Raw genomic sequence first — 22,294 nt, forward strand, 5'->3', positions numbered from 1 at the left:
AGATCGGTTCATCGTCTTTGCAAGCTTATGAGCTCATTGACTCTCTTTAAAATCATACCTAACTCCACTCGAAAATGCTACAATTTTTGATAGTTAACCACTATTTTTTTACGTTCACTTAAACTAAAGGAAAAGACTGAGAACAGTCGTCTCAGTCTAGGTCTTATTATGATACTTTTAAAATTTTAACCTGCATGTCGCCACCAGGTGTATTAATTGTGACTTCGTCATCCAAACGTTTGCCGATTAATGCTTTCGCAATCGGTGAATCATTCGAGATTTTCCCTGATAATGGATCGGCTTCAGCACTTCCAACAATTGTGTATTCTTCCTCATCACCATCTGGTAATTCGATAAAGGTCACAGTTCTACCTAAAGAAACCTCGTCATTGTCAACACCCTTATTATCAATGATTTGCGCAAAGCGAATCATATTTTCCAAGGTCGTAATACGACCTTCCGTAAAGGCCTGCTCATCTTTTGCTGATTCATACTCTGAGTTCTCTGATAAATCACCAAAGCTACGAGCGATTTTAATCCGTTCAACAATTTCTTTTCGTTTAACTGTTTTTAATTCTTCTAATTCTTGTTCTAATTTTTCTTTACCCTCTAGGGTCATTGGGTATATTTTTTCTACCATGATCAATTCTGCTCCTTTTAAATTACCTGTTTAATGTAAAATGAATAGCTTTCCCAGAAAGCTATCTGGAAAAGCTTCATAATTTTATACATCAAAGATTACCACGTCTTTTAAAAATTGTAAATAGTAAAAGCGTTTTTTTGTCTTCATTGTACAATGTTTGGCAACTTTGTGACTGTTTTTTTAGTTCTAAAAAGCTGCACCTTCAACTCTTTTAAGCTGTTATTACCAAGGAAAAAAACTCTCAGTTAACTAACCTCTAAATAAGTTGGGTGCAGATCTTTTTAAATCCTATTTTTCTAAATTATCGATGTATTCCTCTTTCAATTTCAAATGCTCTTCATAAGTATTAGCAAAATAAACTTTTCCAGTTGTAATATCTGCTAAGAAATAGATATAGTCATTTGGTTCTGGATTCAGAACTGCATCGACGGCTTGTTCACTCGGGTTATTAAATGGTCCCGGCCCAAAGCCCTTATTGATGTATAAGTTATACGGCGAATCAACTTGCGTATCCTTATTTGATAGATGTACTTTGTGTTCTTCCATAGCGTATAAAATGGAAATATCTGATTGTAATGGCATATCCTGCTCAATCCGATTAAAGAAAACTTGGGCAATATTACGACGATCGCTTTCTTCTACTCCTTCTTTTTCAACCAGGGAGGCTAGAGTTAAAATTTGTTGATTGGTCAAGCCACTATTAGCAATCAATTCTTTTTTAGAAGCCATTATCGTATTGGTCTTGTCCACCATTTGAGTCAAAATATCTTCTACTTTTGTCTCTTTGTAATAGTTGTACGTTGCTGGGAACAGATAACCTTCTAAACGGTAGCGAACATCTTTAGCGTCTTTGACACTAGCTAATAATTCTGGGTATTTCTCGACTAAGCCGTTGAAGAAGGCTTCATCTTTGACAACTGCTAAAAATTCTTCTTTGGTTACCTTAGTCTTCTCAGCAAAAATATCACCAATTTTATCAATTGAATAACCTTCCGGCACTGTGATTTGAGCATCCGCTAAGGCGACTGGTTCTGCAGTACCACCTTGTTTCAACAGCTGTCCGATTTCATTTAACGTCATATTGGGAGCCATTTGGTAATAGCCACCTTTAAAATCAGTTAAATTATTAGTTTTCACATAATAGGTAAAAACTAAGCCACTTTTTATGACTTTATTTTTTTCTAATATCCCACCAATGTCTTTATTGCTAGAGCCAATCGGAATTTCTACTTGTACCATCTTCTCATTTTTAACATCCAATGGCTTTAATCCAGCTTGGAAATACCGGTAAAAAGAGAAACCTAAGGCGACTAGCATTAATAACAACGAAATAACCACAATAATAACAATCTTTTTAACCATTGAGCTTTCTTTTTGACGCTCATCTTTGCGGCGACGGCTTTCTCTTTGTCGGGCATTCATTTCTGGTGTTTGGGCCACACGATTCAGCTCCTCAACTTCTTCTTCAAACTCGGGTGCTTCTGGCTGTTCATGGCTCTCCCGAAACGAAAAGGTCTCCCTTGGAAGTGGTCTCGTTTCTGAAAGAGACTCTTCCTGAAGCGAGTCACGCTCACTTATCTCAGATTCCTCCGAGCTCTTACTGCCTTCGTTCGCTTCCTTAATGGATTGTAACACGCGCTCTCGAATGCTTGGTCCGTCACTTGAACGAGGAATATCATCAATATCGATGTCATTATCAGTATCGTATCTGTCGGTTTGATTATTTTGATGTTTCTCTTCATCTTGGTCGAAATGGTTGTTATTACCCAAAATGAAACCTCCTAACTACTTATCTAAACTAAGTCATAACTTCCATCATTATACACGAAAGCATCCCAAAGATAAAATCATTTTCACGGATTGTCATTTCTTCTTATTAAAGAATTAAGAATTTTGTCACAATTGTGTTACGAACTTAATAATCCACAGTAAATAAAGAAGGAGTAGCCTCTCAGCTACTCTCTCTAACCTGTCCTATTGCGCTAATACTTTGTCTTCATTAAACCATTTCATACTGATTTCTTGCGTTTTTCCTTGATCGGCCAAACTCTTAATCGCTTGATTGATTTTATCTACGGTTTTTTTGTCTTCTTTCCGAGCTCCAACCGCATAATCCTCTTCACCAAATTTACTAGGTAAAATAACATATTTTTCTGGATCATCTTCTTTTGAAATATAGTATTCAGCAAACACACTGTCAATAATAAAGCCGTCTAATCGACCATTATTCAAGTCCAGAAATGTTTCCATAAAGGTTGGGTAGAGGACTGCTTCGTTATCTTTAACCAAATCCAGCATTAACTCAGGCTCATCGATTAAGTTTGCTTCTCCACTGGACCCTTCTTGTGCACCGATTACTTTACCTTTCATATCCTCATAGTCGTTGATATTATTTTTCTTCAGGGTCACAATCACTTGTTCATTTTTTAAGTAAGGCTTAGTAAATGCTACTTTAGCTTTTCGTTCTTCGGTCACAGTATACCCGTTCCAAATCAAATCAATCGTGCCATTTTGTAATTCTGTTTCTTTCATCGACCAGTCGATGGGCTGAATTTTAGCTTTGACACCCAATTCCTCTGCTACTGCTTTTGCCAGATCAATATCAAATCCAACTAACTCATCATTTTCATCTCGAAATCCCATCGGAACGAAAGTGTCATCCACTCCCACAACAATTTCACCTTTTTGCTCAATTTTCTCCCAATCAGTGGATTTATCCTTGGCTACTTCTTTATTAGTGCTACAAGCTGCTAATGCCAAAACCATCCCCGCCATAATCATTCCCGTTGCTAGTTTTTTCATCTCATTCATCCTCACTTTTTTTATTTGATAGGTTCTACTTCAATCAATTGGTCTGCTACCTTCTTAGCAAACTCATGATCATGAGTCACAATAATTTGCGTGACCCCTTCTTTTTTTAACTTTAAGATATTATCAGCCACATTATCCCTTAAGCCAGGGTCTAAGGCACTTGTTGGCTCATCGTAACATAATACCTTAGGATTCATTAGTAAGGCTCTAGCGATTGCTACACGCTGTTTTTGACCTCCTGATAATTCAAAAGGATAACTGGCTGCTTTTTCACTTAATGCTAAAATATCTAAAATCTTCTGTGCCTTTTCTTTTGCTTCCGCTTTACTGATTTTTAAGACTTTAACTGGTGCTAAAATCAAATTATCCATAATCGATAGATGAGGAAATAAATTAAAATCCTGAAAAACGATTCCGATGCGACTTGCCCCTGATTGATGAGCTAATGGGTTGATTTCTTCATCGTCGATTAAAATATGACCACTGTCCATCTCTTCTAGGCCACAAATACAGCGTAACAAGGTGGTTTTCCCACCACCAGAAGGGCCAACAATTGCCATGATTTGACCATCTGGTAAGCTTAGATTCATTTTGTTTAATATTTGTTTGTCACCAAAACTTTTACTGACATCTCTAATGGTTAACATTACGACCGCTCCCTTCTATTGATAATAGTTAACTCGCTTCTCAACCACTCTTAGCAGCAGTGTCACGATACCTGTTAAAATCAGGTAAAAAATCATAACTTCTACGAGCGGAATAATACTAATTTCTCGAGTCATTGCGGCTTTACCAGCCTTCATAACATCACTGAGTCCCAAAGCGTATACTAGAGAGGTGTCTTTGACCAAGGTGATGATTTCATTTCCTACAGATGGCAAAATAATTTTAAAGACTTGAGGAAAAACGATAGTCATTACCGTTTGGAATTTACTTAAGCCCAGCACCTTTGCCCCTTCGTATTGACCTTGTGGAATGGCTTGAATCCCCCCACGGAAAATTTCCGCATAATAAGCAGTATAATTAATTACAAAAGCGATTAACGCTGCTGCAAAACGGTCCAAGACTAAGCCCTCACTTAACAGGGGGAGTCCGAAGAAAATAAAAAACATTTGCAGTAAGAGAGGCGTGCCTCGTATCACCCATGTATAAACGCCGATAATCCAACGAAGTGGCTTGAAACGACTTGTGGCACCTAACCCTACAATAAATCCTAGTGGCAAAGACAAAATTAACGTCCAACCGAATAAGGAAAGAGTTGTTTTTAGGCCTTCGAATAAAGAAGGAAACACTTTAATTGCTAAATCCATCAATAACACATCCTTTCAGCTACTATAATTCTTTGATAAAATTACTTAACGCCTGTTCTCCACCTTGACTTAATTCTGGCAGAAATTGAAAACCAACTAGGGCTTTTTCTTGAATAATAGCTGGAAACTTAACACTGTATTGACTCAATGCCTTAATCTGATCTAACTCACAATCTACGGTCAATAAATGATTGTAAATCACGAGTTGGCCATCTAATTCCGCTGTTAATGGATTAGCCTCTTGGACGCCAATGAGTTTACTTGCCCCTCTATGTGGCAAAGGGAATTCCTGATCTTCAGGTAAATTCTCGCTGAGACCTTCCAACAGATCTAAGCCAGAGGTAAAACCATCAACAGTTGTTCCTTCAAATAACAGATGCATACCTAGACCAATACCTAAAAGTGGTTTCCCAGCTTCAACGTGAGCCTTAATAACTGAACTTAATCCCATCTCTTTCAACTTAGCCATTGCCCCCTGATAGTTTGTTCCATCAGGTAAAATCAAGCACTGACTTGCTGCAATGACATCAGCTTGGTTGCTAATATCTACTTGACACCCTAGCCTTTTTAAAACCTTCACTAAATCTGAAACATTATTTTCTTGATAATTTACAATGACAATCACTCGTCGGTCACAACCATTTCTTGCGATTAACATTCATCGCTTATTTTATTTAAGAATTACAAGTACAGGACGTTCCAGTATTCTTAAGTCATCATTCTAGCCACTGAACGTCTTAAAAACTTTCCCAATAGGTATCTCACACTTTCAACTACAGGCTTTACTTAAACCTTTTGGAAAAAAAAAAAGTCCTCTTAGCATCAGTGTAAATGCTAAGAGGACGAGATAATCAAATCACGTGGTTCCACCCCAGTTTGCAGTTGCCTTGCGACAACTACCTCAGAAAGTCTTATAGACTTATGCGATAACGAGCATACCGATTAATCCTACTGTTATTCAGAAAAATAGCTCCCAGCTGTGTTCATTACCCATGTGTTGCCCTTTCTCACCATCCAAGGACTCTCTAAAAACACTTATGAATAACTAATTGGTCTGTTCTAAGCTTTTAGTTCTAATTAAATTCTAATGAACTTTTCAATACTTTATCACGTATTTTAACATCCGTCAACTATTAATTCCTAAATCATATCAATGGTATAGATTAACACACTCGCATCGTCCATTAATTTAAAACGCGGGTACTGCTCAAATAATGGGTCTGATTTTTGGATTGTTCTTATTTCTTCCAATATCTCATCTAACTCAGAGGAAAACAAACGCTCAAATAGATCTTGAGGGCTGCTGTATAGTCTTAAGATATCGTATGCTTCCCAAAGACCATCACTCATTACTGCAACTCGTGTTATTTGATTCAAGGGTAGAGTAAATTGTCTGGCCCCCTCTATCCCTTGGGCTGTTGGATCTAAAATCCAATAGCCCTCTGAGCTATTTCGTTTCCGTCGATTTTGCTTTAATAGTTTATTGACAAAAGGACGAGCTTCCTTGGGACTTATCTGCTTTTCCTCAGCAATAGCGAGCATTCTATTCAAGGCGTGTTGATCACTTTTCCCTAGATTTTCATCATCTAAAATCATCAATTGACCTCGTTCTTCAATCAAAATAGGTGAATCCCCTAATTGAAAAAGCTCTAGCTGGTTTGTAAATTCGTTAAAACGAACGACTGACAACGTGGCGTTCGGTAACTTATCTAAGTCGTAGTCCCCCTTTTTTCGTGCCAACAATTCTCGATATTCTTCTAGCAAGCAGTCACAAGCAGCTTTCACGTGACTGGCAATCGGCTTGCTCAGATCATTTAATCGCGCCGTCAATAACTTGCCCAATCTATGAGAAAACCATTGCGCATCACTAGCATAATGAGTGACTTTGCCAGAGTATAGCCCACTAGCACCATCTATCACTAAACCGAATATAGGCGTAGCAATGACCCAATCTTCATTTTGTTCATTCCCTTGAACCGATTTAGACGTGAATTCAATCATTGGATTTCCCCTCCATATCTTAGCTTTGTTTCACTTTAACTTCAAATCTAGAAAAAAAGGTGGGACATAAAGTCGTTTTGTTTCCTCGTTAGACAACTCGTCACTGATAAACAAATGCTCCGAGCACGACGCAAGCTTCAGTCACTTAGCGCTCTCCGTTGTTCTTATTGCTTTACTACATTGTCCCTTGTTCCTACTGCTAGAACAACGACAGCAATTAGAAACAAGGGATACGACACTTCGTTCCAATCTCATCACTCGCTAACTCATGAAGCGTTTAGCATTTAGAAGCAAGGGACATCGAATTGAGCAGACTTTTGAAACGGGTCTATCGCACAACCTTCGTTAAAACATTCAAGAGTGAGACAATCGTCCCACTCTTGAATGTTTTACGCCAAGGCGCCCATTGGATCCCATGGAGCAAGAACCGTGACACTATCTTCAGCAACTACTTGTTTTAATTCTTCTGATAGGTACTCTTTTTTCACTACGATTTGGTATGTATATTCATCCATCCAAGCATCACTCATCACAAAATAACCTTTCGTGCCAACTTTATCTCCCCAGCTGTTTTCGACTTTCCATTTAGTAGAATCACCGTCGACAATATCCACACCAGTTAATACCATGGCATGGGTCATTAGACTTTCACCAAAGTCCAAGCGTTCCGCTTTCGTCATGGAAAAATCTACCCCTAGAGTTAGATCCACATCATAAATATCGGTTGCCATAATACCCGAATCACGAGTTGAGGATTGGCCTACATCACAACCATACCAAACCGCTTCTCCTGTTTTTAACTGAGCGATTGCCAGTTCTTTAAATGTTGGCATATCCACGTTTAAATGACGCACTTCTTTGCCACCTACAACGTTACCAAGCATTTCAACTGTGTACAATTGATTAAACGGTTTATCTGCAGTGGGAGCATTAATGACGCTGATGTAGTCGTTTAGATCTAGACCTACAAATTTCTCATAAAAAGTTTGTGGCGTTAAGTCCTTTTCAAGGTGATACTGTTTTTCTTCATCACGGTACTCAAAATCAAAATTTGTTGGAGGCGTTCCTAAAGAGGTTGCCAATAGTTTGTAAACACCTGCCAGCATTTCTGATTTTTTATCGGTCAACACTTCTTCACTAGCCTTCTCTGCTACTAGTTGTCGCAAAATAACCGCATCTTTACGTAATTTTTTGTTTAAGTATGTGTTAAGCTCCCGAGAAGCAGAGCTACTGTGAGCTTCGGGCATGACTACTTTTGGCACTACTCCATATTTTTGAATCAAAGCGACTAACATGTCCCATTGACCACCATCTTGTTGAGGAGTTTGCAATAAAAAGGCCACTTTCCGACTGGTTAACTGCTCATTTCCAGTTGAAATAATATTTTCATAAAAATAATTTGCTTTTTCAAACTTATCCCAAAAAAATGTATAATTCTGTGACAGTTCAAAGTCTTTCAATTTGAAACTTGTGGCAATCTGATGGCGAAACGTATTTAACGCTGCAAACATCCAGCAACGACCACTTTGTTTTTGATTGGAAACATCTCCTGTATCCAAATCAATGGAAAAGACTGGCGTGTTTAATACCTGCGATTGTTGGTTTTCTGATGAGGCTAAGATACCATTTTTGACCACAGCTTGTTGCGCCATCCGGTTTTTTTTACACGTTGTGAATTTTTCTGCATAAGCAGCAATTTGAGCCGCTTGAATCTCTTGAGACATTAAATCCCTTCCCTTCTGTTGTACTCATCATCCATTCTACTCCTTTTAAAAGTATCCTGCCATTGATTTCAGAAAAAAATGAAAGTTATTTTTTAGGTTAACCTAATTTTTGAAGGAGAATCTCCACTTTTTACCAACAAGAGGCCGACATAGTTGGGAGACAATATCTGTCGAAAGTATCACAGTGGTGATTAAACTTAAAAGAACCAGCACCAGAAAGAGGGGGGCTGTTAAACTGGCATCGGTCAGGCTACTAGCACGTAACCCTTTCACGATAAACCCATGGAGCAAATAGGTAAAGATGGTGTTTTGACCCCATTTAGTAAAGAAAAAGGCTCTTTTAGGGACTAAAATCAAGAATGCCAAAATCCCCATAAAGCTTAAGCTATAAATATAAATTCTAACCAGCCAGCCAAAATTAGGATCATCTAGAAAATGATCATAGGGCTGCGAACCAAACACCCAATACTTATTCATTGACGCGTTTTGTTGAACCAAGGTTGCCAAAATAAAAAACAAACTAATTCCTAGCCATTTGTAACATCTGTCTTGAATAAATTTCATATGTTCCTTCGTTAAAAAATGACCTACTAGGAAAAATGGAAAAAAGACAACAGTTCGTGACAAACTCATGAGATGATTAACCCAGTCGATATACCCTGCTGCAATACTGATCCCAAAAGCCAGAGCAATACTCCACCCTGCTGGTAACTTTGTGAAAGCATATAAACCTAAGTGCCAGCAAAAGAGGCTGACTAAAAACCACAATGACCACTCAGGATTTGATAAATCAAAATCGACTGATCTACTAGAATCGATCAGATAATAAAAAACAGCATAGATGAGTTCAAAAATGATATAAGGAAACACAATACTCCTGACCAATTTTTGCAGGTAACCCGGCCGTTGAAACCCTTTCGTAAAATAACCAGAAATCAGCACGAATGCTGGCATATGAAAGGTGAAAATAAAATAGTACCCATCTTCTAACAAAACACTATCACCAATAAAAGGCTGAATAAAATGTCCGAACACCACAAGCAGTATTAGCAAAAATTTAGCATTATCAAAATAAGATTCTCTGATTTCTTTTCCTTCTTTTTTCATAAGCTCTCCTACTTTTTTCGAATCCATTCATTCGATTAATTAAACTATATTCTCACTAAAGTATACAGGTAAATTATTTCAACCGAGTAACAGTCAGATTATTTTGATTAACGATTAGATAACTGGTGATTTCTCATTGTAATATCATTTTACAACCCTTTAATGTACATCAATAAATTGAACTGTTAATAAACTGACAGTTAAGCAGCCGTCTTTTGAGGGTGTTTTTTTCACAAAACTATTACAAAAAAAGGAAACTGAGACGTGAATCTCAGCTTCCCTTTTTATGTAATTTCCGCTCGCTGGTCAAGATGTTTCAGATAACGCCAGCGAGAAACAAAGAAAAAGAGTAATTGAAAAACTAGGTAGGACAATACAACTCGCATCACATATGTCACAATAGGTAATTCAATGAGGACACGCAAGCAAAGCATTGCTATTACAAAATGCACTATAGCAATTATAATTGGCACAAAATACATCACTAACATCTCACGGGTGACTACTTTATGGCGTTCTTGACGTGATACGCCTAAAATATGCAAGGAGCGATGGTATTTTCCATCTCGATCCAATTCACCAAAAAGTCTAAAATAGAGAATGCAGGCGGCGAAAGTGAAGAATACAGCCCCTAATAACACGCTAATCATGAGTATTAAACCATTGCCTTGCTTCGTTTCTAACCAAGTTTGATACATTGACGTATACATAAAATAATGATCATTTAACATTGCTAATTCAGCTAACTTATAAGCAGGAATTTCCTCGTCATCAGTCAACGGTGTCTCCATCAAAAATCGATCCATTTTCTCAGAAGCTTGTAATTCCAATTGATCTAAATGCTGGCGAATTAAGCGGTCTGATTGTGAACCTTCTGTCCATTCCGGATAGTGGATAATAAAGGTTGGTGATCCAAGATAACTTTCTTCTGGTTTTTTTAAATATTCTGCTTGTTTGGCTTGGTACACTTTTTTATACATAGCATCACTGACTACACCTATCGGGCTAAAGGAAATATTAAATCGTTGGGTGCTGTAACGATATGATATGGCCGACTGTTCACCTGTCTCGGTGTAAGTAATCGCGCCTTCAACTACTTGCCTATCAAGTTTGTTGGCTTTAATTTCATTGACCATTGAATTGGTTGTTGCTAATAACAGCATGCTGGTCTCACTTTTTAAAGTTAATGACTTTTGCTTATCGAAAGCCAACAATTGGTTCACTTGGCTAAGAGGTACAATGGGTACATAGTTTGATTCACTTGTTCCCTTTGCCTGATACTCAATTCCTAGTGGCATAACTTCCGTCACAAAGGGTTTATATCCTGCCTCTTCAATACTTTTTTTAATAAAGTTGACATTCTCTTGGTGATAATCAGATACTTGACCATCTGCTGAACCACTAGCACCGTAAACATAAGCAAAGCTATTTTCTTGAGTCGTAGCAAAATCAGAACCGCCCACAGCCATGGTTGTGCCTATTCCTACAAACGCTACTGAGGCCACTATACCAATCATAAAATACATCATTGCATTATTTTTCATCCGATAAACTAAATTACTAATGGTTAACATATTCGTCTGCTTAAAGAAAAACGGTCGCTTCTTAAAGAAACTAAACAAGCGAATACTGTTCTGATTAAAAAATAAAAAGGTACCTGCTATGGTTAGCAAGACACACAAGATAAGCATCCACAAACCAATTGACTCAGCATTTCGGAAACGAATGACAAAAGTCAGAACACTGGCATAACCACCAAGTAATAGGAGGATGCTAGCGGCGGCCAAGTACCACTTTGTTTGAGGTTCCGGTAATGGCTTTTCTTCTGACTTAGACATCTCTGCCAAGTTCTCTGTTTGAATCCGAGTGGTAGTAATCACTGCAATCAACATAAATATTAAACCATAGGCGACGACCGTTAAAATGATAGGCTTCGTCGGCACATAAAATGGCATTCCTTCCTCCAAAGCCAACAAATTTTGGCTAATCAATAAAATCAACTTAGAAAAAATTGTGCTGATCAAAATACCAAAACTGATAGAAGCACTCCCTAAAATAATATTTTCTAAAAAAATCATCTTTCTTAAGTCTTTTTCTGACATCCCCAAAATCAAGTAGACTGAAAAATCCCGTTTGCGGCTTTTCAAAAAAATACTAAATGTATACCATAAAAATATAAATGACATAATAACAATCACAACTTGAGAGGCGACGATTCCCATAATTCCTAGCGTGGATAATGCTTCCCCACTGGCAATCATGCTTTTCTGAAGTTCCGGATGAAAATACAATAAGGCAAAAATAAAGAAAACCATGACGGAAAAAAGACTACTGAGAAAATAAGAGGCATAAGCTCGTCCATTGCGTAAGACGTTACGGATGACGAGTTGCTTGAAATTCATGATTCGTCCCTCCTAAATGGGCTAGGACATCTAAAATCTTCTGGTAGAACATTTCACGGTCATCTCCACAATAAATTTCATTAAAAAACTTGCCGTCTTTTATAAAAACAACACGATGAGAATAACTAGCCGAAACGGCGTCGTGAGTGACCATTAAAGTCGTTACCTCACGCTCTTTATTAAATTTTTCCAACAGTTGCATCACATCTCCTGCCGCTTTGGAATCAAGGTTTCCTGTTGGTTCATCGGCCAAAATCAGTGAAGGTCTATGGATCAGCGCTCTGGCAATCGCTACTCGCTGAGATTCGCCTCCAGATATTTCGTAGGTCCGTTTATCCCTAATTTTTAAAATATCCAGTTCTTCCATAATGTCTTGAGCTTTTCCCTTCATCAACATCACGCTCTCATTATCCAATGTCAAAGGCAACATAATATTTTCCTCAACTGTCAATGTCGGCAGTAAATTAAAGGTTTGGAACACAAAACCTAGCTCTTGACGACGAAATTCAGCCAGTTCATTTTTCGATAGCTCGTGAGGATTATTTCCTTTAATCAAAACGATACCCCCAGTCGGCTTATCCAATGTGGCAATCATGTTTAAGAGTGTTGTTTTGCCGCTACCAGAGGGGCCCATAATACTAACAAATTCACCTACTTGCACTTTTAAATCAATTTTTTTTAAGGCTTCATACGGTACGGGGCCTTGGTATACTTTTGATAAATCTTTAATTTCTAAAAGAGCCACGCTCATTTCCTCCTATATTAAAACAGTTTTCTAACTATCACCATTGTATCCTTATGGGGCATAAAAAAGTATTTATATTAATGACAACTATATGACAGCTTTGTCAGATTCACACGCACTTGAATCCAAAGAACAACAATCCATCCACTCATCAGTACCAATGGATTGTTGCAAATAACGTCATAACTTATTTTTTCAACATAATTAGATTCGATTTTTTTTACGTGTATACGAAACTTAACAGTAGCTTATTTCGCAGAGCTAAAGAAACAAGTTGATTTCCTTCATATAATAATGCCGAACCATTAAGAAGAAAAGCAATTGAGAGACGAAAAAACTTAGAAGTAATATGACTTCGATCTTGATACTTGAAAATGAGAAAATTGTATTCAATGACCACATAATCATTAAATAGTTAAGCAGAGCCACACCTAGGGGTAAAAAAAACAATATGGATAACTCTATCGTGACAATTTGTTTGCGATTCCTCTCTGGCACACCAACAATATGCAAAGTTTTATGATAACGCTGGTCACGATTTAATTCGCCGTAGCTTCTAAAATAGATTGTACTAGCAGAAAAAATAAAAAAAACAGCTCCAATTATTGCACTAATAAATAAGGTCAGTCCTTTTTCTTCTCTGCTTTGCTGTCTGGTCATATATGCCGATTTATAGTTAATAAAGGTTGCATCATCTCTCAACGTGGCACTCTTCGTTGAGCGTGTAATGTAAGAGCCAATTTTTTTGTCTAACTTCCCACTTTGTTCCCATTCTTTAAAATCAATGACGTGTAAGGGATAAAAAAAGGCTGCTTCTTTCCACCCTTTCGCAATTAGGGTAAATAACTCATCCGAAATCACGGTGATGTTCGGGTAATCCCCACCTAAATTAAAGTTTCCCTCCACAAACCGAAAACTTGAGGGGATTCGACGTTCTTTATCGCCTTCTGAATATTTGATAACCCCTGTATACTGTTTTTGATCCTGCCAACTGGGGCCATTCAAAAATAGTAGCTCGTTACTATTTTTCAGAGTCAGTTCTGCTTGGCCTTTAAAATTAGCCATATTATTGTAATCTTTTAGAGGGATTAAGAAAAGCTGCTTCCAAGAGCCCCCTTCAGCAATTGGCGCTTTAATGCTCATATTGTCATCATAAAACCTTGGGATATATTGCTTGCTTTGAAATAACAACTGAATATCTTGTCGAAATGTGGTCACATTGGTTTGATAGCCCTGATCTTCAATTGTTTTCTGAATAAACTCAACGTTTTTTTGATGAAACAGCTGATCTTTTTCACTTTTTAAACTGATTCCTTCATAAACATAAGCCAAGCTAACCTCTTGATCAGTACCGTAAACTATTTTTTCCGATAGCCCCATTGTAAGAGTCATCGATACAAATGCCAACATTGCACAAACAGTGATTAGCGCATAAACTAAGCTGTTATACTTCAATCGGTAACTTAAGTTACTCAAAACCAGTACTCGCCCCTTTTTTTGCATCATTGGCCATTTCCTCAGAAACAAACTAAAGTGAACCAACGTCTGGTTAAAGAAAAGATAAACACCCATTGTTAAAAAAATAAAAATAATCAACAAGCTTACTAAAATAACATAAGGATTGGAATTATCGTCGCTAAAAGACAAGCTGAGGTTCCATTTTGTGATTTTCATTAATGAAAATAAAGCCAAATAACTAAAGAGCAGTAACATGACACCTAAAGAAGTTAAATACTGATTGCCATTTGGCTCAATAAGCTGCGGATCTTCAAGCTTCAAATTCATGTTAGTTTGTTTACTTTTAATAAAAAACAAAGTAAAGACCGAAATCAGAAAAAAGATAACCAAATAAATTAAAGCCGTAGTGATGATCGCCTTTAATGGCAGATAAAAAGCTAAAGAAAAATCTAAACTTAGAAGATTCTGAACCACTAAAAACACTAACTTGCTCAATATTAGTCCATTCATTAAGCCCACAACTAGACTAGCAAACCCAATTAGACTATTTTCCAAAACTAGCATTTTTCTTAAATTACCCTTAGTCATGCCTATAATCAAATACAAAGAGAAACTTTGCTTCCTCTCAATTAGATATAAACGAAACATGGTCCCCAAGAAAATAAAGGCTAAGACAGCCAACAGTAACAAGGCAGACCCTAAAATCTGTTTCGTTGTCATGTAAACTGTAATCATTGATATTTGCATATTTCCCTCTGGTGTATCACCTTGCAATAAGGGGTGGTAATAAAGCATCGCTGCAATAAAAAAGATAGTCACCGAAAATACGCTGCTAAAAAAATAAGACAGAAAGACCCGTGGCTGGCGACGGATATTCTGAAAAACTAATTGATTAAAGGTCATCCTACACTCCCCTATTTCTCAACTGAGATTAAAAAATAATACTAACCCTTGTTCCAATGCCAACTTCTGATTCTATCTCAACGCTGTGATTAAGCTCTTGAGCAATTTCATGAACCAGATACAACCCCATTCCGGTCGCTTCATGGTGCTCACGGCCTTGATCGCCAGTAAAAAAAGCCTGAAAAACACGCGGTAAATCGCTTTTGGCAATTCCTCTTCCATGATCCGTGATAATCAAATGAATTTTGCCAAACGCTTGCTTAGCACTGATGTCTATTGTTTTTTCTGACATGGCAGAATACTTGATGGCATTTGATATAATCTGATACACGATAAAAGATAACCATTTCTCATCTGTTTTGACCTCCAACGCCTCATCAATCGTTATTTTAGGGTAGACATAATTGCGAATAAAATTACGTTTATGATCTGCCACTGCTTGATTTGCCAAGCATTTTAAGTTAACTTGCTCTATCACAAAATCTTGTTGAAACGATTCTAAACGTGCCATCGATAATGCAAGGGCTAAGCCTTCTTTCATGCGATCCGTTTCTTCAATTAGACTGTCTCTATCCAATTCTTCGTCTTGCATCATTAGTTCAATCACAGCTAATGGCGTTTTCATTTGATGAACCCATTGATTGATAAACCGAGTATGCTCATCTCTGGCATTTTGCAGTTGCTTAATTTCATTAAAATAACGTTGATATTGACATTGTAGCAATTCATTAATCGATTGGGATAAAGGAGAGACATCTTTGTCAATTTCTTCGTAAACATTTTTCTTCCGTTTCCGAGAAAGGGTTTGATACAAATTCCGTTGAGTCAGATAAACAAACCCAATAAACAAGCATAAGATAAAACCTGCTAAAAAAAAACCGTACAACAATACAACTGTTTTACGATAACCATCGAGCCAAACCATTCCAATCAATAAAATACTAAGAAGTACATACATTAAAATAAACGGAACTTGTTGTTTTAAGAATAATTTCATTGACTTTTCTCACCTAAATCCAACCGATATCCCTTACCTCGAACAGTAATAATCCCTTGTGTAAAACCTAAATCATGGAACTTACGGCGTAAACGTGTCACATTAACCGATAAGGTATTGTCATCAACAAAATTCTCATTATCCCACAACTTATTCAAAATCGCTTCTCGAGTCACTATATTGGGGTAGGCGCCAATCAGCAGCTCAACAAGTTCCCCTTCCTTTTTAGTTAAAAATTCCTTTTTTTCACCATTCTCCAGCTCCAGTCTTTCTGGATAATAATTTAACCCTGCTTTTGTATAAACACGCTCTTCTGAATTAGTGGCGTATTCTCCATAAACACGTCGAATATGACTTTTAATCTTGGCCAATAATAATTCATAGGAAAAAGGTTTTGTAATATAATCATCTGCACCATACTCTAAGGCCATGACTTGATCCATATTGCCTTCTCGAGCGGATAAAAAAATAATGGGGCATTTAGAATTCTTACGAATTTGTTGGGTCCAATAAAACCCATCATAATAAGGTAAATTAACATCCATTAAAACCAGTTGGGGATCTTGCTCTTTAAAAAAAGTCCCTACTGTCTGAAAATCATCTGGTGACACTACTCTAAATCCATATTTTTCTAAATGTTCACTAACTAGTTGAACGATTTTTTTATCGTCTTCCACTAATAATATTTTCACTTTTTACTCACCCCTATTTTTCTTATTGGCAGCTCATCTGAATTGCCAAGCTCCCTCTGAAGCCATCACCTATTTTTCTTTGTTTTTCAATTATTCTTATTATACAACACTTCCATGTTTTGCCATAGAGAGGAATCGATCGCTATTTCTTAATAATTTATCATTATTTTGGTAAGTTTTTATTAAAACTTATCATTTCAGCCACCATTAAATACCGAATATCATTAAACACTCTTTTTATAAACATTCTTTCGTAACCCCATAAACAATTTAGTCTTTAAATAAAGGAAAAGCTAAAGATCGATTAGCTTTTCCCTTTGTATTATTTCTTTTTAAAGACACCCATGGCGCCGCGAATTATTTCCCGACTAGCTGTTCTAAATAATTGAGTCATAAAAGTATTCGTAAATTTACTGACTGGATTATTCTTTTGCTTTTTAAGATCTTCTTTCGCCTTTTTTTCTGTTTCTTTGGCTTTTTCTTTAGCTATCTTTTCCTGTTCTTTGCGGAGCTCTTCCGCTGCTTCCAACTCTTTTTCCGTAAGAAGCTTTCTGGCTAATAATTCATAGGCTGACTCCCGATCCACTGTTTCTCTATAGATCCGGTCATAAGGAGATTGAGTAATTAATTGTTGATAAAGACTCTCATCGATAGTTCCCATCTTACTTTGAGGCGGTCTAATTCTCGCCCGTTCAACCATACTTGGCGTACCGTTCTCATCCAAAAATGAAACTAGGGCCTCGCCTACCTCTAATTCAGTTAATGCTTTCTCTACATCTAAGTCTGGGTTACTTCGGTAACTTTGGGCCGCGGCTTTAATCGCTTTTTGCTCTTTTGGGGTGTAAGCCCTTAAGGCGTGCTGAATACGATTTCCTAATTGGCTTAATATAATTTCTGGAATATCCACAGGATTCTGAGTTACAAAATAAACCCCCACACCTTTTGAACGAATTAAGCGTACAACTTTCTCAACTTGTTCTATCAATCCCTTAGACATATCTTTAAATAATAAATGAGCTTCATCAAAGAAAAAAACTAATTTAGGTTTTTCTAAATCACCTACTTCGGGTAGCTCCTCAAATAGTTCAGATAACAGCCACAACAACATAGTCGCATAGATCATTGGCGACTGGTACAATTTTTGCGCCATCAAAATATTAATAAACCCGTTGCCATTACTATCATTTTGCATAAAATCACTTAAGCGAATCGAAGGTTCACCAAAAAACGATTCCCCACCTTGCTCTTCAATGGTCAATAAGTGTCTCTGAATGGCCCCAATGCTTTGTTTGGTTAAATGACCATATTCCCCAGTATACTCATCTAAATGATTAGAAACTTCCCCTAGCATCGCCTGCAAGTCTTTGATATCAATTAGTAAATAACCTTTATCATCGGCAATTTTAAAAATCACTTGCAACACATCCGTTTGGGTATCGTTTAATTGAAATAAACGTGCCAGCAGCAATGGGCCCATTTCAGAGATTGTCGCCCTTACTGGATGCCCTAGTTCTCCAAAAACATCCCATAATCTGACTGGAAACGCTTGGCCTTCATAACCATTTATCCCATAGCTATGAGCCCGTTCCACCATTTTTTCTTCGCCACCACTTTGTGCCAAGCTAGCTAAGTCCCCTTTAATATCTGCCAGAAAAACTGGAATCCCAGCTTGACTTAACTGCTCTGCCATTACTTTTAACGTGACAGTTTTACCAGTTCCTGTCGCTCCTGTAATAAAACCATGGCGATTGATGTATGACGTTTTCAAACCTAGATCATGTTGATTAACTGCGATTGGTAAGATGCTCATATACTTCCCCTCCACACTATCTATTTTGAATTAAGTTTACCATTTATTCAATCATCCGACTAATTCTATGCGTTATAATACCATAAAATTCATTTTAACTGCTGAGACTTGGCATCCATTCTATCAAACACAGTGTGTTCTTAGATGTTCCTCCTCTCCGATCTAAAGGAATCCACACAATTGATACTTTTTTTGCCATTATCAAAAGCTTTTGTTAACTTTATTCGTCTCTTACTAACAAAAATGATTTTTGATGTTGACAAAAGCTTAGTAACACGGTATTCTATTACTTGTGCTACATATTAGCCGCCTTAGCTCAGTAGGTAGAGCACCACCATGGTAAGGTGGGGGTCGCCGGTTCGAATCCGGCAGGCGGCTTATATCATTCCAGATAGGAAGTCTTGGGGAATTCATTTTCTCAAGACTTTTTTTATTTTTTAATCTACCTTGCTGAGTCGTCTTTCTTGACCTTTTCCGATTACAGTTGTAAACTAAAATTATCAACTACAGACGAAGCCCTATCTTATTACAACACAATCTAGTGATTCGTCTGTATCAGCGTAGTTATAGTCAAAAAGGAGAAGAGTTTTATGGAACATAAACACCACAATCACAGCGCAATGGAACACGAACAAACTGAACACCAAGCGCATGATCATACTGGTCACGGCGCTCAGTTTAAGAAAAAATTTTTCATTTCATTAATAGCAGCCATTCCCATCATTATTATTGCACCAATGATGGGGAAAACATTACCTTTTCAATTTACATTTTATGGTTCAGAATGGCTTGTTTTATTACTAGGTACATTCCTTTACTTTTATGGCGGATGGCCTTTCTTACAAGGGGCAAAATCTGAACTAGTTCAAAGAAAACCGGCAATGATGACACTTATCTCCTTAGGGATATCGGTGGCTTACTTCTATAGTATCTATGCCTTTGTTGTCAACGAATTTCTTCATAGCCCGACTCATATCATGGATTTCTTTTGGGAGTTAGCAAGTTTAATTGTCATCATGCTACTAGGCCACTGGATTGAAATGAATGCTGTTAGTAATGCCGGTAACGCTCTTCAAAAAATGGCTGAATTACTTCCTAGCGAGGCTACCCTTATTGATGATCAAGGGAAAACAACAACAATTCCTCTTGACCAAGTTCGTCCTGGACAACAAGTTATTGTTAAATCAGGGGAAAGCATTCCTGTTGATGGTGTTATCACTAAGGGTGCAACCACAGTTAATGAATCACTTATTACAGGTGAGTCCAAAGAAGTTAGTAAAACTATTGATGATCAAGTAATCGGTGGTTCTACCAACGGTTCAGGATCTATTATTGTCGAAATTACTGCGACAGGGGAAAGTGGTTACTTGTCACAAGTCATGAACTTAGTTAATCAAGCCCAGCAAGAAAAATCAAAAGCTGAGTCACTATCCGATAAGGTAGCAAGTTGGCTCTTCTACGTGGCGCTCGCTATTGGTGGACTTGCTTTCATCATTTGGCTAGTCTTAACCAAGGATTTGAATATAGCATTAGAGCGCTTGGTAACTGTTTTGATTATCGCTTGTCCTCATGCCTTAGGGTTAGCGATTCCTTTGGTTGTAGCTCGCTCTACATCGATTGGCGCACAAAATGGACTGCTAGTTAAAAAACGGCAGTCCCTTGAAGTAGCTCGTCATGTTGACATGATTCTCATGGATAAAACCGGTACCTTAACTGAAGGAAACTTCGCAGTCACTTTGATTCAATCTTTTAACTTTCAAATAAGTGACCATGAAATCTTAGGGTTCATGGCCGCTATTGAGCAGTATTCTAGTCATCCATTAGCTACTGGTATTCTTTCTAAAGCCAATCAACTCGGGCTAGAATTGAGAACCGCTGAAGAGGTAACCACTATTCCAGGCGTCGGTTTAAGTGGGAAAATAGACCAACAAGAATTAAAAATTGTCAGTGCTTCCTATCTAGACAAACAATCATTGACTTACGATCATTCTGAATTTGACAAACTTTCAAGCCAAGGTAATTCAGTTAGTTATTTAATTATTAACAATGAAGTAGTCGGCTTAATCGCCCAAGGTGACCAGATAAAAGCTGGCGCTAAACCAATGATTCAAAAATTATTAGCTGAAGGCATTCAACCTGTTATGCTAACAGGTGATAACCGGCAAGTAGCTGAATTAGTAGCCAAACAGCTTGGTATTTCTAACGTTCATGCTGAATTGATGCCTGAAGACAAAGATCAGCTGATTAGAGAGTATCGCAATCAGGGCTTCACCACCATGATGGTTGGCGATGGCATTAATGATGCACCAAGTCTGGCTAGAGCTGATGTTGGGGTTGCTATCGGCGCTGGGACAGATGTGGCGATTGACTCCGCAGACATTATTCTCGTGAAAAGTGACCCTGCAGACATTCTACACCTCTTATCACTGGCTAAAAACACCACTCGCAAGATGACTCAAAATCTTTGGTGGGGAGCTGGTTACAATATTGTGGCCCTGCCCCTAGCTGCTGGAATTTTAGCGCCAATCGGAATCTTGCTAAGTCCCGCTTTTGGTGCAGTACTAATGTCGGTCAGTACCGTCATTGTAGCTATTAATGCCATCCTGTTGAAAATTGATTAAATCTTATCTATTAAAAGCTTAATGAGCACCAGCATCCTGACGCTCATTAAGCTTTTTCAATTCTTTCAAAGAAAAATGGAGACTCTTCAATACTCTTTAGTTTTAATTAATCTCCAGGTAAATCTCATGAAATGCTAATAAGATAGTGGTATTTCCACGTAAGTTGTAAAATCAACTTGCATTTGTCTCACTATTATTGTACGATTTTAGTAGGTGTACAAAATAGGAGATTAATCAAGCAAATGAAAATTAGAATAATCGGTCATGCTGGTAGTGGTAAGACTACGTTAAGCAAAGACCTTCAAACTGAGTACGGATTTACCTCTATTCCACTCGATTCTTTTCTTAAACAAAAAGATAAAAAGAAAAGACGTCGAAAGCTTCATAATGAAATGACTAAACATGATAGCTGGATTATTGAGGGTGTTCAGGAACAACGTTGGTGTCGCCAAACATTTACCGAATCTGATCTCGTCATTGTTTTGGATTACCCTCTGTTCGTTGTGCAATATCGAGTTATTAAACGAACCGTTCTTGGCATGCGTAAAGCTAGTAAAGATCGAAAGGCATTCCTCTTAAAACGAGCAGTTGCATTATTGAAATGGAACCGACGTTTTTCTAGAAACATGCCAAAATTAAAAAAACGACTTTATGAATTTAATACAAACCTATACATTATTCAAAGTCCCAAAGATATTGATCGGGTAAATACAATTATTGGTTTTTATACAGATGATAAACACAAGCGATAAAAAGCTTGTGTTTTTTTATGCTTTCTTTAGTATCAACTAATTAGCGTCTAGGTACCTTCTAGCAACGTATTAAAGCGAATGCTAGTTAGATATCAAGTGTTTGTATTAAGCCTCTTAAACTAGCTTATATCTTAGCTAACCTGAATTTTTAGGATCACTTAAAAAAAGGGGGCATAAAGTCGTTGTTTTGTTTCCTCGTTGGGCAGCTCGTCACAGATAAACACATGCTCCGAACACTACAGTAACTTGGATTTCCTTATTTCGGCTCTATAATAAATGGTGTTGATGAGTAATATCATCAATGCCTATTTTTAATCA

Annotated in this window: 17 protein-coding genes, 1 tRNA gene and 1 other annotated feature; of the genes, 3 read left to right on the forward strand and 15 right to left on the reverse strand. The window is 37.4% G+C overall.

Annotated elements, in window-relative coordinates; translation table 11 throughout:
• Positions 1-166: 166 nt before the first annotated feature.
• From greA to RWN13_RS19065, 15 genes are all read right to left on the reverse strand, one after another.
• The gene (gene greA, locus RWN13_RS18995; RefSeq protein WP_314066906.1) at positions 167-640 is read right to left on the reverse strand and encodes a transcription elongation factor GreA; all 474 of its coding nucleotides are present in this window, start codon (positions 638-640) and stop codon (positions 167-169) included.
• Positions 641-931: 291 nt separating this feature from the next.
• Positions 932-2,413: an endolytic transglycosylase MltG gene (gene mltG / locus RWN13_RS19000; RefSeq protein ID WP_314066909.1), complete on the reverse strand. Its 1,482-nt coding sequence runs from the start codon at positions 2,411-2,413 to the stop codon at positions 932-934.
• A 204-nt stretch (positions 2,414-2,617) separates the two neighbouring features.
• Entirely contained in the window at positions 2,618-3,445 is an 828-nt protein-coding gene (locus tag RWN13_RS19005; RefSeq protein WP_314066911.1) for an amino acid ABC transporter substrate-binding protein, read from the reverse strand.
• 20 nt (positions 3,446-3,465) lie between these two features.
• On the reverse strand, positions 3,466-4,101 hold the full coding sequence (locus RWN13_RS19010; RefSeq protein WP_314066915.1) for an amino acid ABC transporter ATP-binding protein: 636 nt from the start codon (positions 4,099-4,101) through the stop codon (positions 3,466-3,468).
• A 15-nt stretch (positions 4,102-4,116) separates the two neighbouring features.
• Complete coding sequence (locus tag RWN13_RS19015) at positions 4,117-4,764, reverse strand: amino acid ABC transporter permease (protein WP_314066917.1); 648 nt, start codon at positions 4,762-4,764, stop codon at positions 4,117-4,119.
• A gap of 22 nt (positions 4,765-4,786) precedes the next feature.
• Positions 4,787-5,422 (reverse strand): imidazole glycerol phosphate synthase subunit HisH, encoded by a 636-nt coding sequence (gene hisH, locus RWN13_RS19020; RefSeq protein ID WP_314066920.1) that lies wholly within the window; start codon positions 5,420-5,422, stop codon positions 4,787-4,789.
• Positions 5,423-5,599: 177 nt separating this feature from the next.
• Positions 5,600-5,835: a binding site (T-box leader), on the reverse strand.
• 69 nt (positions 5,836-5,904) lie between these two features.
• Entirely contained in the window at positions 5,905-6,765 is an 861-nt protein-coding gene (locus tag RWN13_RS19025) for a protein phosphatase 2C domain-containing protein (protein ID WP_314066922.1), read from the reverse strand.
• 389 nt (positions 6,766-7,154) lie between these two features.
• Entirely contained in the window at positions 7,155-8,489 is a 1,335-nt protein-coding gene (locus RWN13_RS19030; RefSeq protein WP_314066924.1) for a C1 family peptidase, read from the reverse strand.
• Positions 8,490-8,591: 102 nt separating this feature from the next.
• Positions 8,592-9,596 (reverse strand): acyltransferase family protein, encoded by a 1,005-nt coding sequence (locus RWN13_RS19035; RefSeq protein ID WP_314066926.1) that lies wholly within the window; start codon positions 9,594-9,596, stop codon positions 8,592-8,594.
• Positions 9,597-9,880: 284 nt separating this feature from the next.
• Positions 9,881-11,998, reverse strand: coding sequence for an ABC transporter permease (locus RWN13_RS19040; protein ID WP_314066928.1), 2,118 nt, complete (start codon positions 11,996-11,998; stop codon positions 9,881-9,883).
• Entirely contained in the window at positions 11,970-12,743 is a 774-nt protein-coding gene (locus RWN13_RS19045) for an ABC transporter ATP-binding protein (protein WP_314066930.1), read from the reverse strand. The genes RWN13_RS19040 and RWN13_RS19045 overlap by 29 nt, the downstream gene beginning before the upstream one ends.
• A gap of 261 nt (positions 12,744-13,004) precedes the next feature.
• A complete protein-coding gene (locus tag RWN13_RS19050) occupies positions 13,005-15,104 on the reverse strand; it encodes an ABC transporter permease (RefSeq protein WP_314066932.1) in 2,100 nt (699 codons plus the stop codon).
• A gap of 28 nt (positions 15,105-15,132) precedes the next feature.
• A complete protein-coding gene (locus tag RWN13_RS19055; protein WP_314066935.1) occupies positions 15,133-16,101 on the reverse strand; it encodes a sensor histidine kinase in 969 nt (322 codons plus the stop codon).
• Positions 16,098-16,793: a response regulator transcription factor gene (locus tag RWN13_RS19060; RefSeq protein ID WP_314066937.1), complete on the reverse strand. Its 696-nt coding sequence runs from the start codon at positions 16,791-16,793 to the stop codon at positions 16,098-16,100. The genes RWN13_RS19055 and RWN13_RS19060 overlap by 4 nt, the downstream gene beginning before the upstream one ends.
• A 322-nt stretch (positions 16,794-17,115) precedes the next feature.
• Positions 17,116-18,603 (reverse strand): helicase HerA-like domain-containing protein, encoded by a 1,488-nt coding sequence (locus RWN13_RS19065; RefSeq protein WP_314066939.1) that lies wholly within the window; start codon positions 18,601-18,603, stop codon positions 17,116-17,118.
• A 305-nt stretch (positions 18,604-18,908) separates the two neighbouring features.
• Between RWN13_RS19065 and RWN13_RS19070 the strand changes: the two genes are divergently transcribed.
• From RWN13_RS19070 to RWN13_RS19080, 3 genes are all read left to right on the forward strand, one after another.
• Positions 18,909-18,981: transfer RNA gene (locus RWN13_RS19070), tRNA-Thr, on the forward strand.
• A gap of 212 nt (positions 18,982-19,193) precedes the next feature.
• Positions 19,194-21,224, forward strand: coding sequence for a heavy metal translocating P-type ATPase (locus RWN13_RS19075; RefSeq protein WP_399553703.1), 2,031 nt, complete (start codon positions 19,194-19,196; stop codon positions 21,222-21,224).
• A gap of 242 nt (positions 21,225-21,466) precedes the next feature.
• The gene (locus tag RWN13_RS19080) at positions 21,467-21,976 is read left to right on the forward strand and encodes a hypothetical protein (RefSeq protein WP_314066941.1); all 510 of its coding nucleotides are present in this window, start codon (positions 21,467-21,469) and stop codon (positions 21,974-21,976) included.
• The last annotated feature ends 318 nt before the right edge of the window (positions 21,977-22,294 follow it).

The organism is uncultured Vagococcus sp., from assembly GCF_963518325.1.
Taxonomy (GTDB): Bacteria; Bacillota; Bacilli; order Lactobacillales; family Vagococcaceae; genus Vagococcus_D.

Excerpts from the sequence above, each read along its gene's own strand:
- RWN13_RS19035 (WP_314066926.1), bottom strand. The coding sequence starts at position 9,596 with ATGAAAAAAGAAGGAAAAGAAATCAGAGAATCTTATTTTGATAATGCT.
- RWN13_RS19055 (WP_314066935.1), bottom strand. The coding sequence starts at position 16,101 with ATGAAATTATTCTTAAAACAACAAGTTCCGTTTATTTTAATGTATGTA.
- RWN13_RS19075 (WP_399553703.1), top strand. The coding sequence starts at position 19,194 with ATGGAACATAAACACCACAATCACAGCGCAATGGAACACGAACAAACT.
- greA (WP_314066906.1), bottom strand. The coding sequence starts at position 640 with ATGGTAGAAAAAATATACCCAATGACCCTAGAGGGTAAAGAAAAATTA.
- hisH (WP_314066920.1), bottom strand. The coding sequence starts at position 5,422 with ATGTTAATCGCAAGAAATGGTTGTGACCGACGAGTGATTGTCATTGTA.
- RWN13_RS19050 (WP_314066932.1), bottom strand. The coding sequence starts at position 15,104 with ATGACCTTTAATCAATTAGTTTTTCAGAATATCCGTCGCCAGCCACGG.
- RWN13_RS19025 (WP_314066922.1), bottom strand. The coding sequence starts at position 6,765 with ATGATTGAATTCACGTCTAAATCGGTTCAAGGGAATGAACAAAATGAA.
- RWN13_RS19065 (WP_314066939.1), bottom strand. The coding sequence starts at position 18,603 with ATGAGCATCTTACCAATCGCAGTTAATCAACATGATCTAGGTTTGAAA.
- RWN13_RS19005 (WP_314066911.1), bottom strand. The coding sequence starts at position 3,445 with ATGAAAAAACTAGCAACGGGAATGATTATGGCGGGGATGGTTTTGGCA.
- RWN13_RS19010 (WP_314066915.1), bottom strand. The coding sequence starts at position 4,101 with ATGTTAACCATTAGAGATGTCAGTAAAAGTTTTGGTGACAAACAAATA.
- RWN13_RS19015 (WP_314066917.1), bottom strand. The coding sequence starts at position 4,764 with ATGGATTTAGCAATTAAAGTGTTTCCTTCTTTATTCGAAGGCCTAAAA.
- RWN13_RS19040 (WP_314066928.1), bottom strand. The coding sequence starts at position 11,998 with ATGAATTTCAAGCAACTCGTCATCCGTAACGTCTTACGCAATGGACGA.
- RWN13_RS19080 (WP_314066941.1), top strand. The coding sequence starts at position 21,467 with ATGAAAATTAGAATAATCGGTCATGCTGGTAGTGGTAAGACTACGTTA.
- RWN13_RS19030 (WP_314066924.1), bottom strand. The coding sequence starts at position 8,489 with ATGTCTCAAGAGATTCAAGCGGCTCAAATTGCTGCTTATGCAGAAAAA.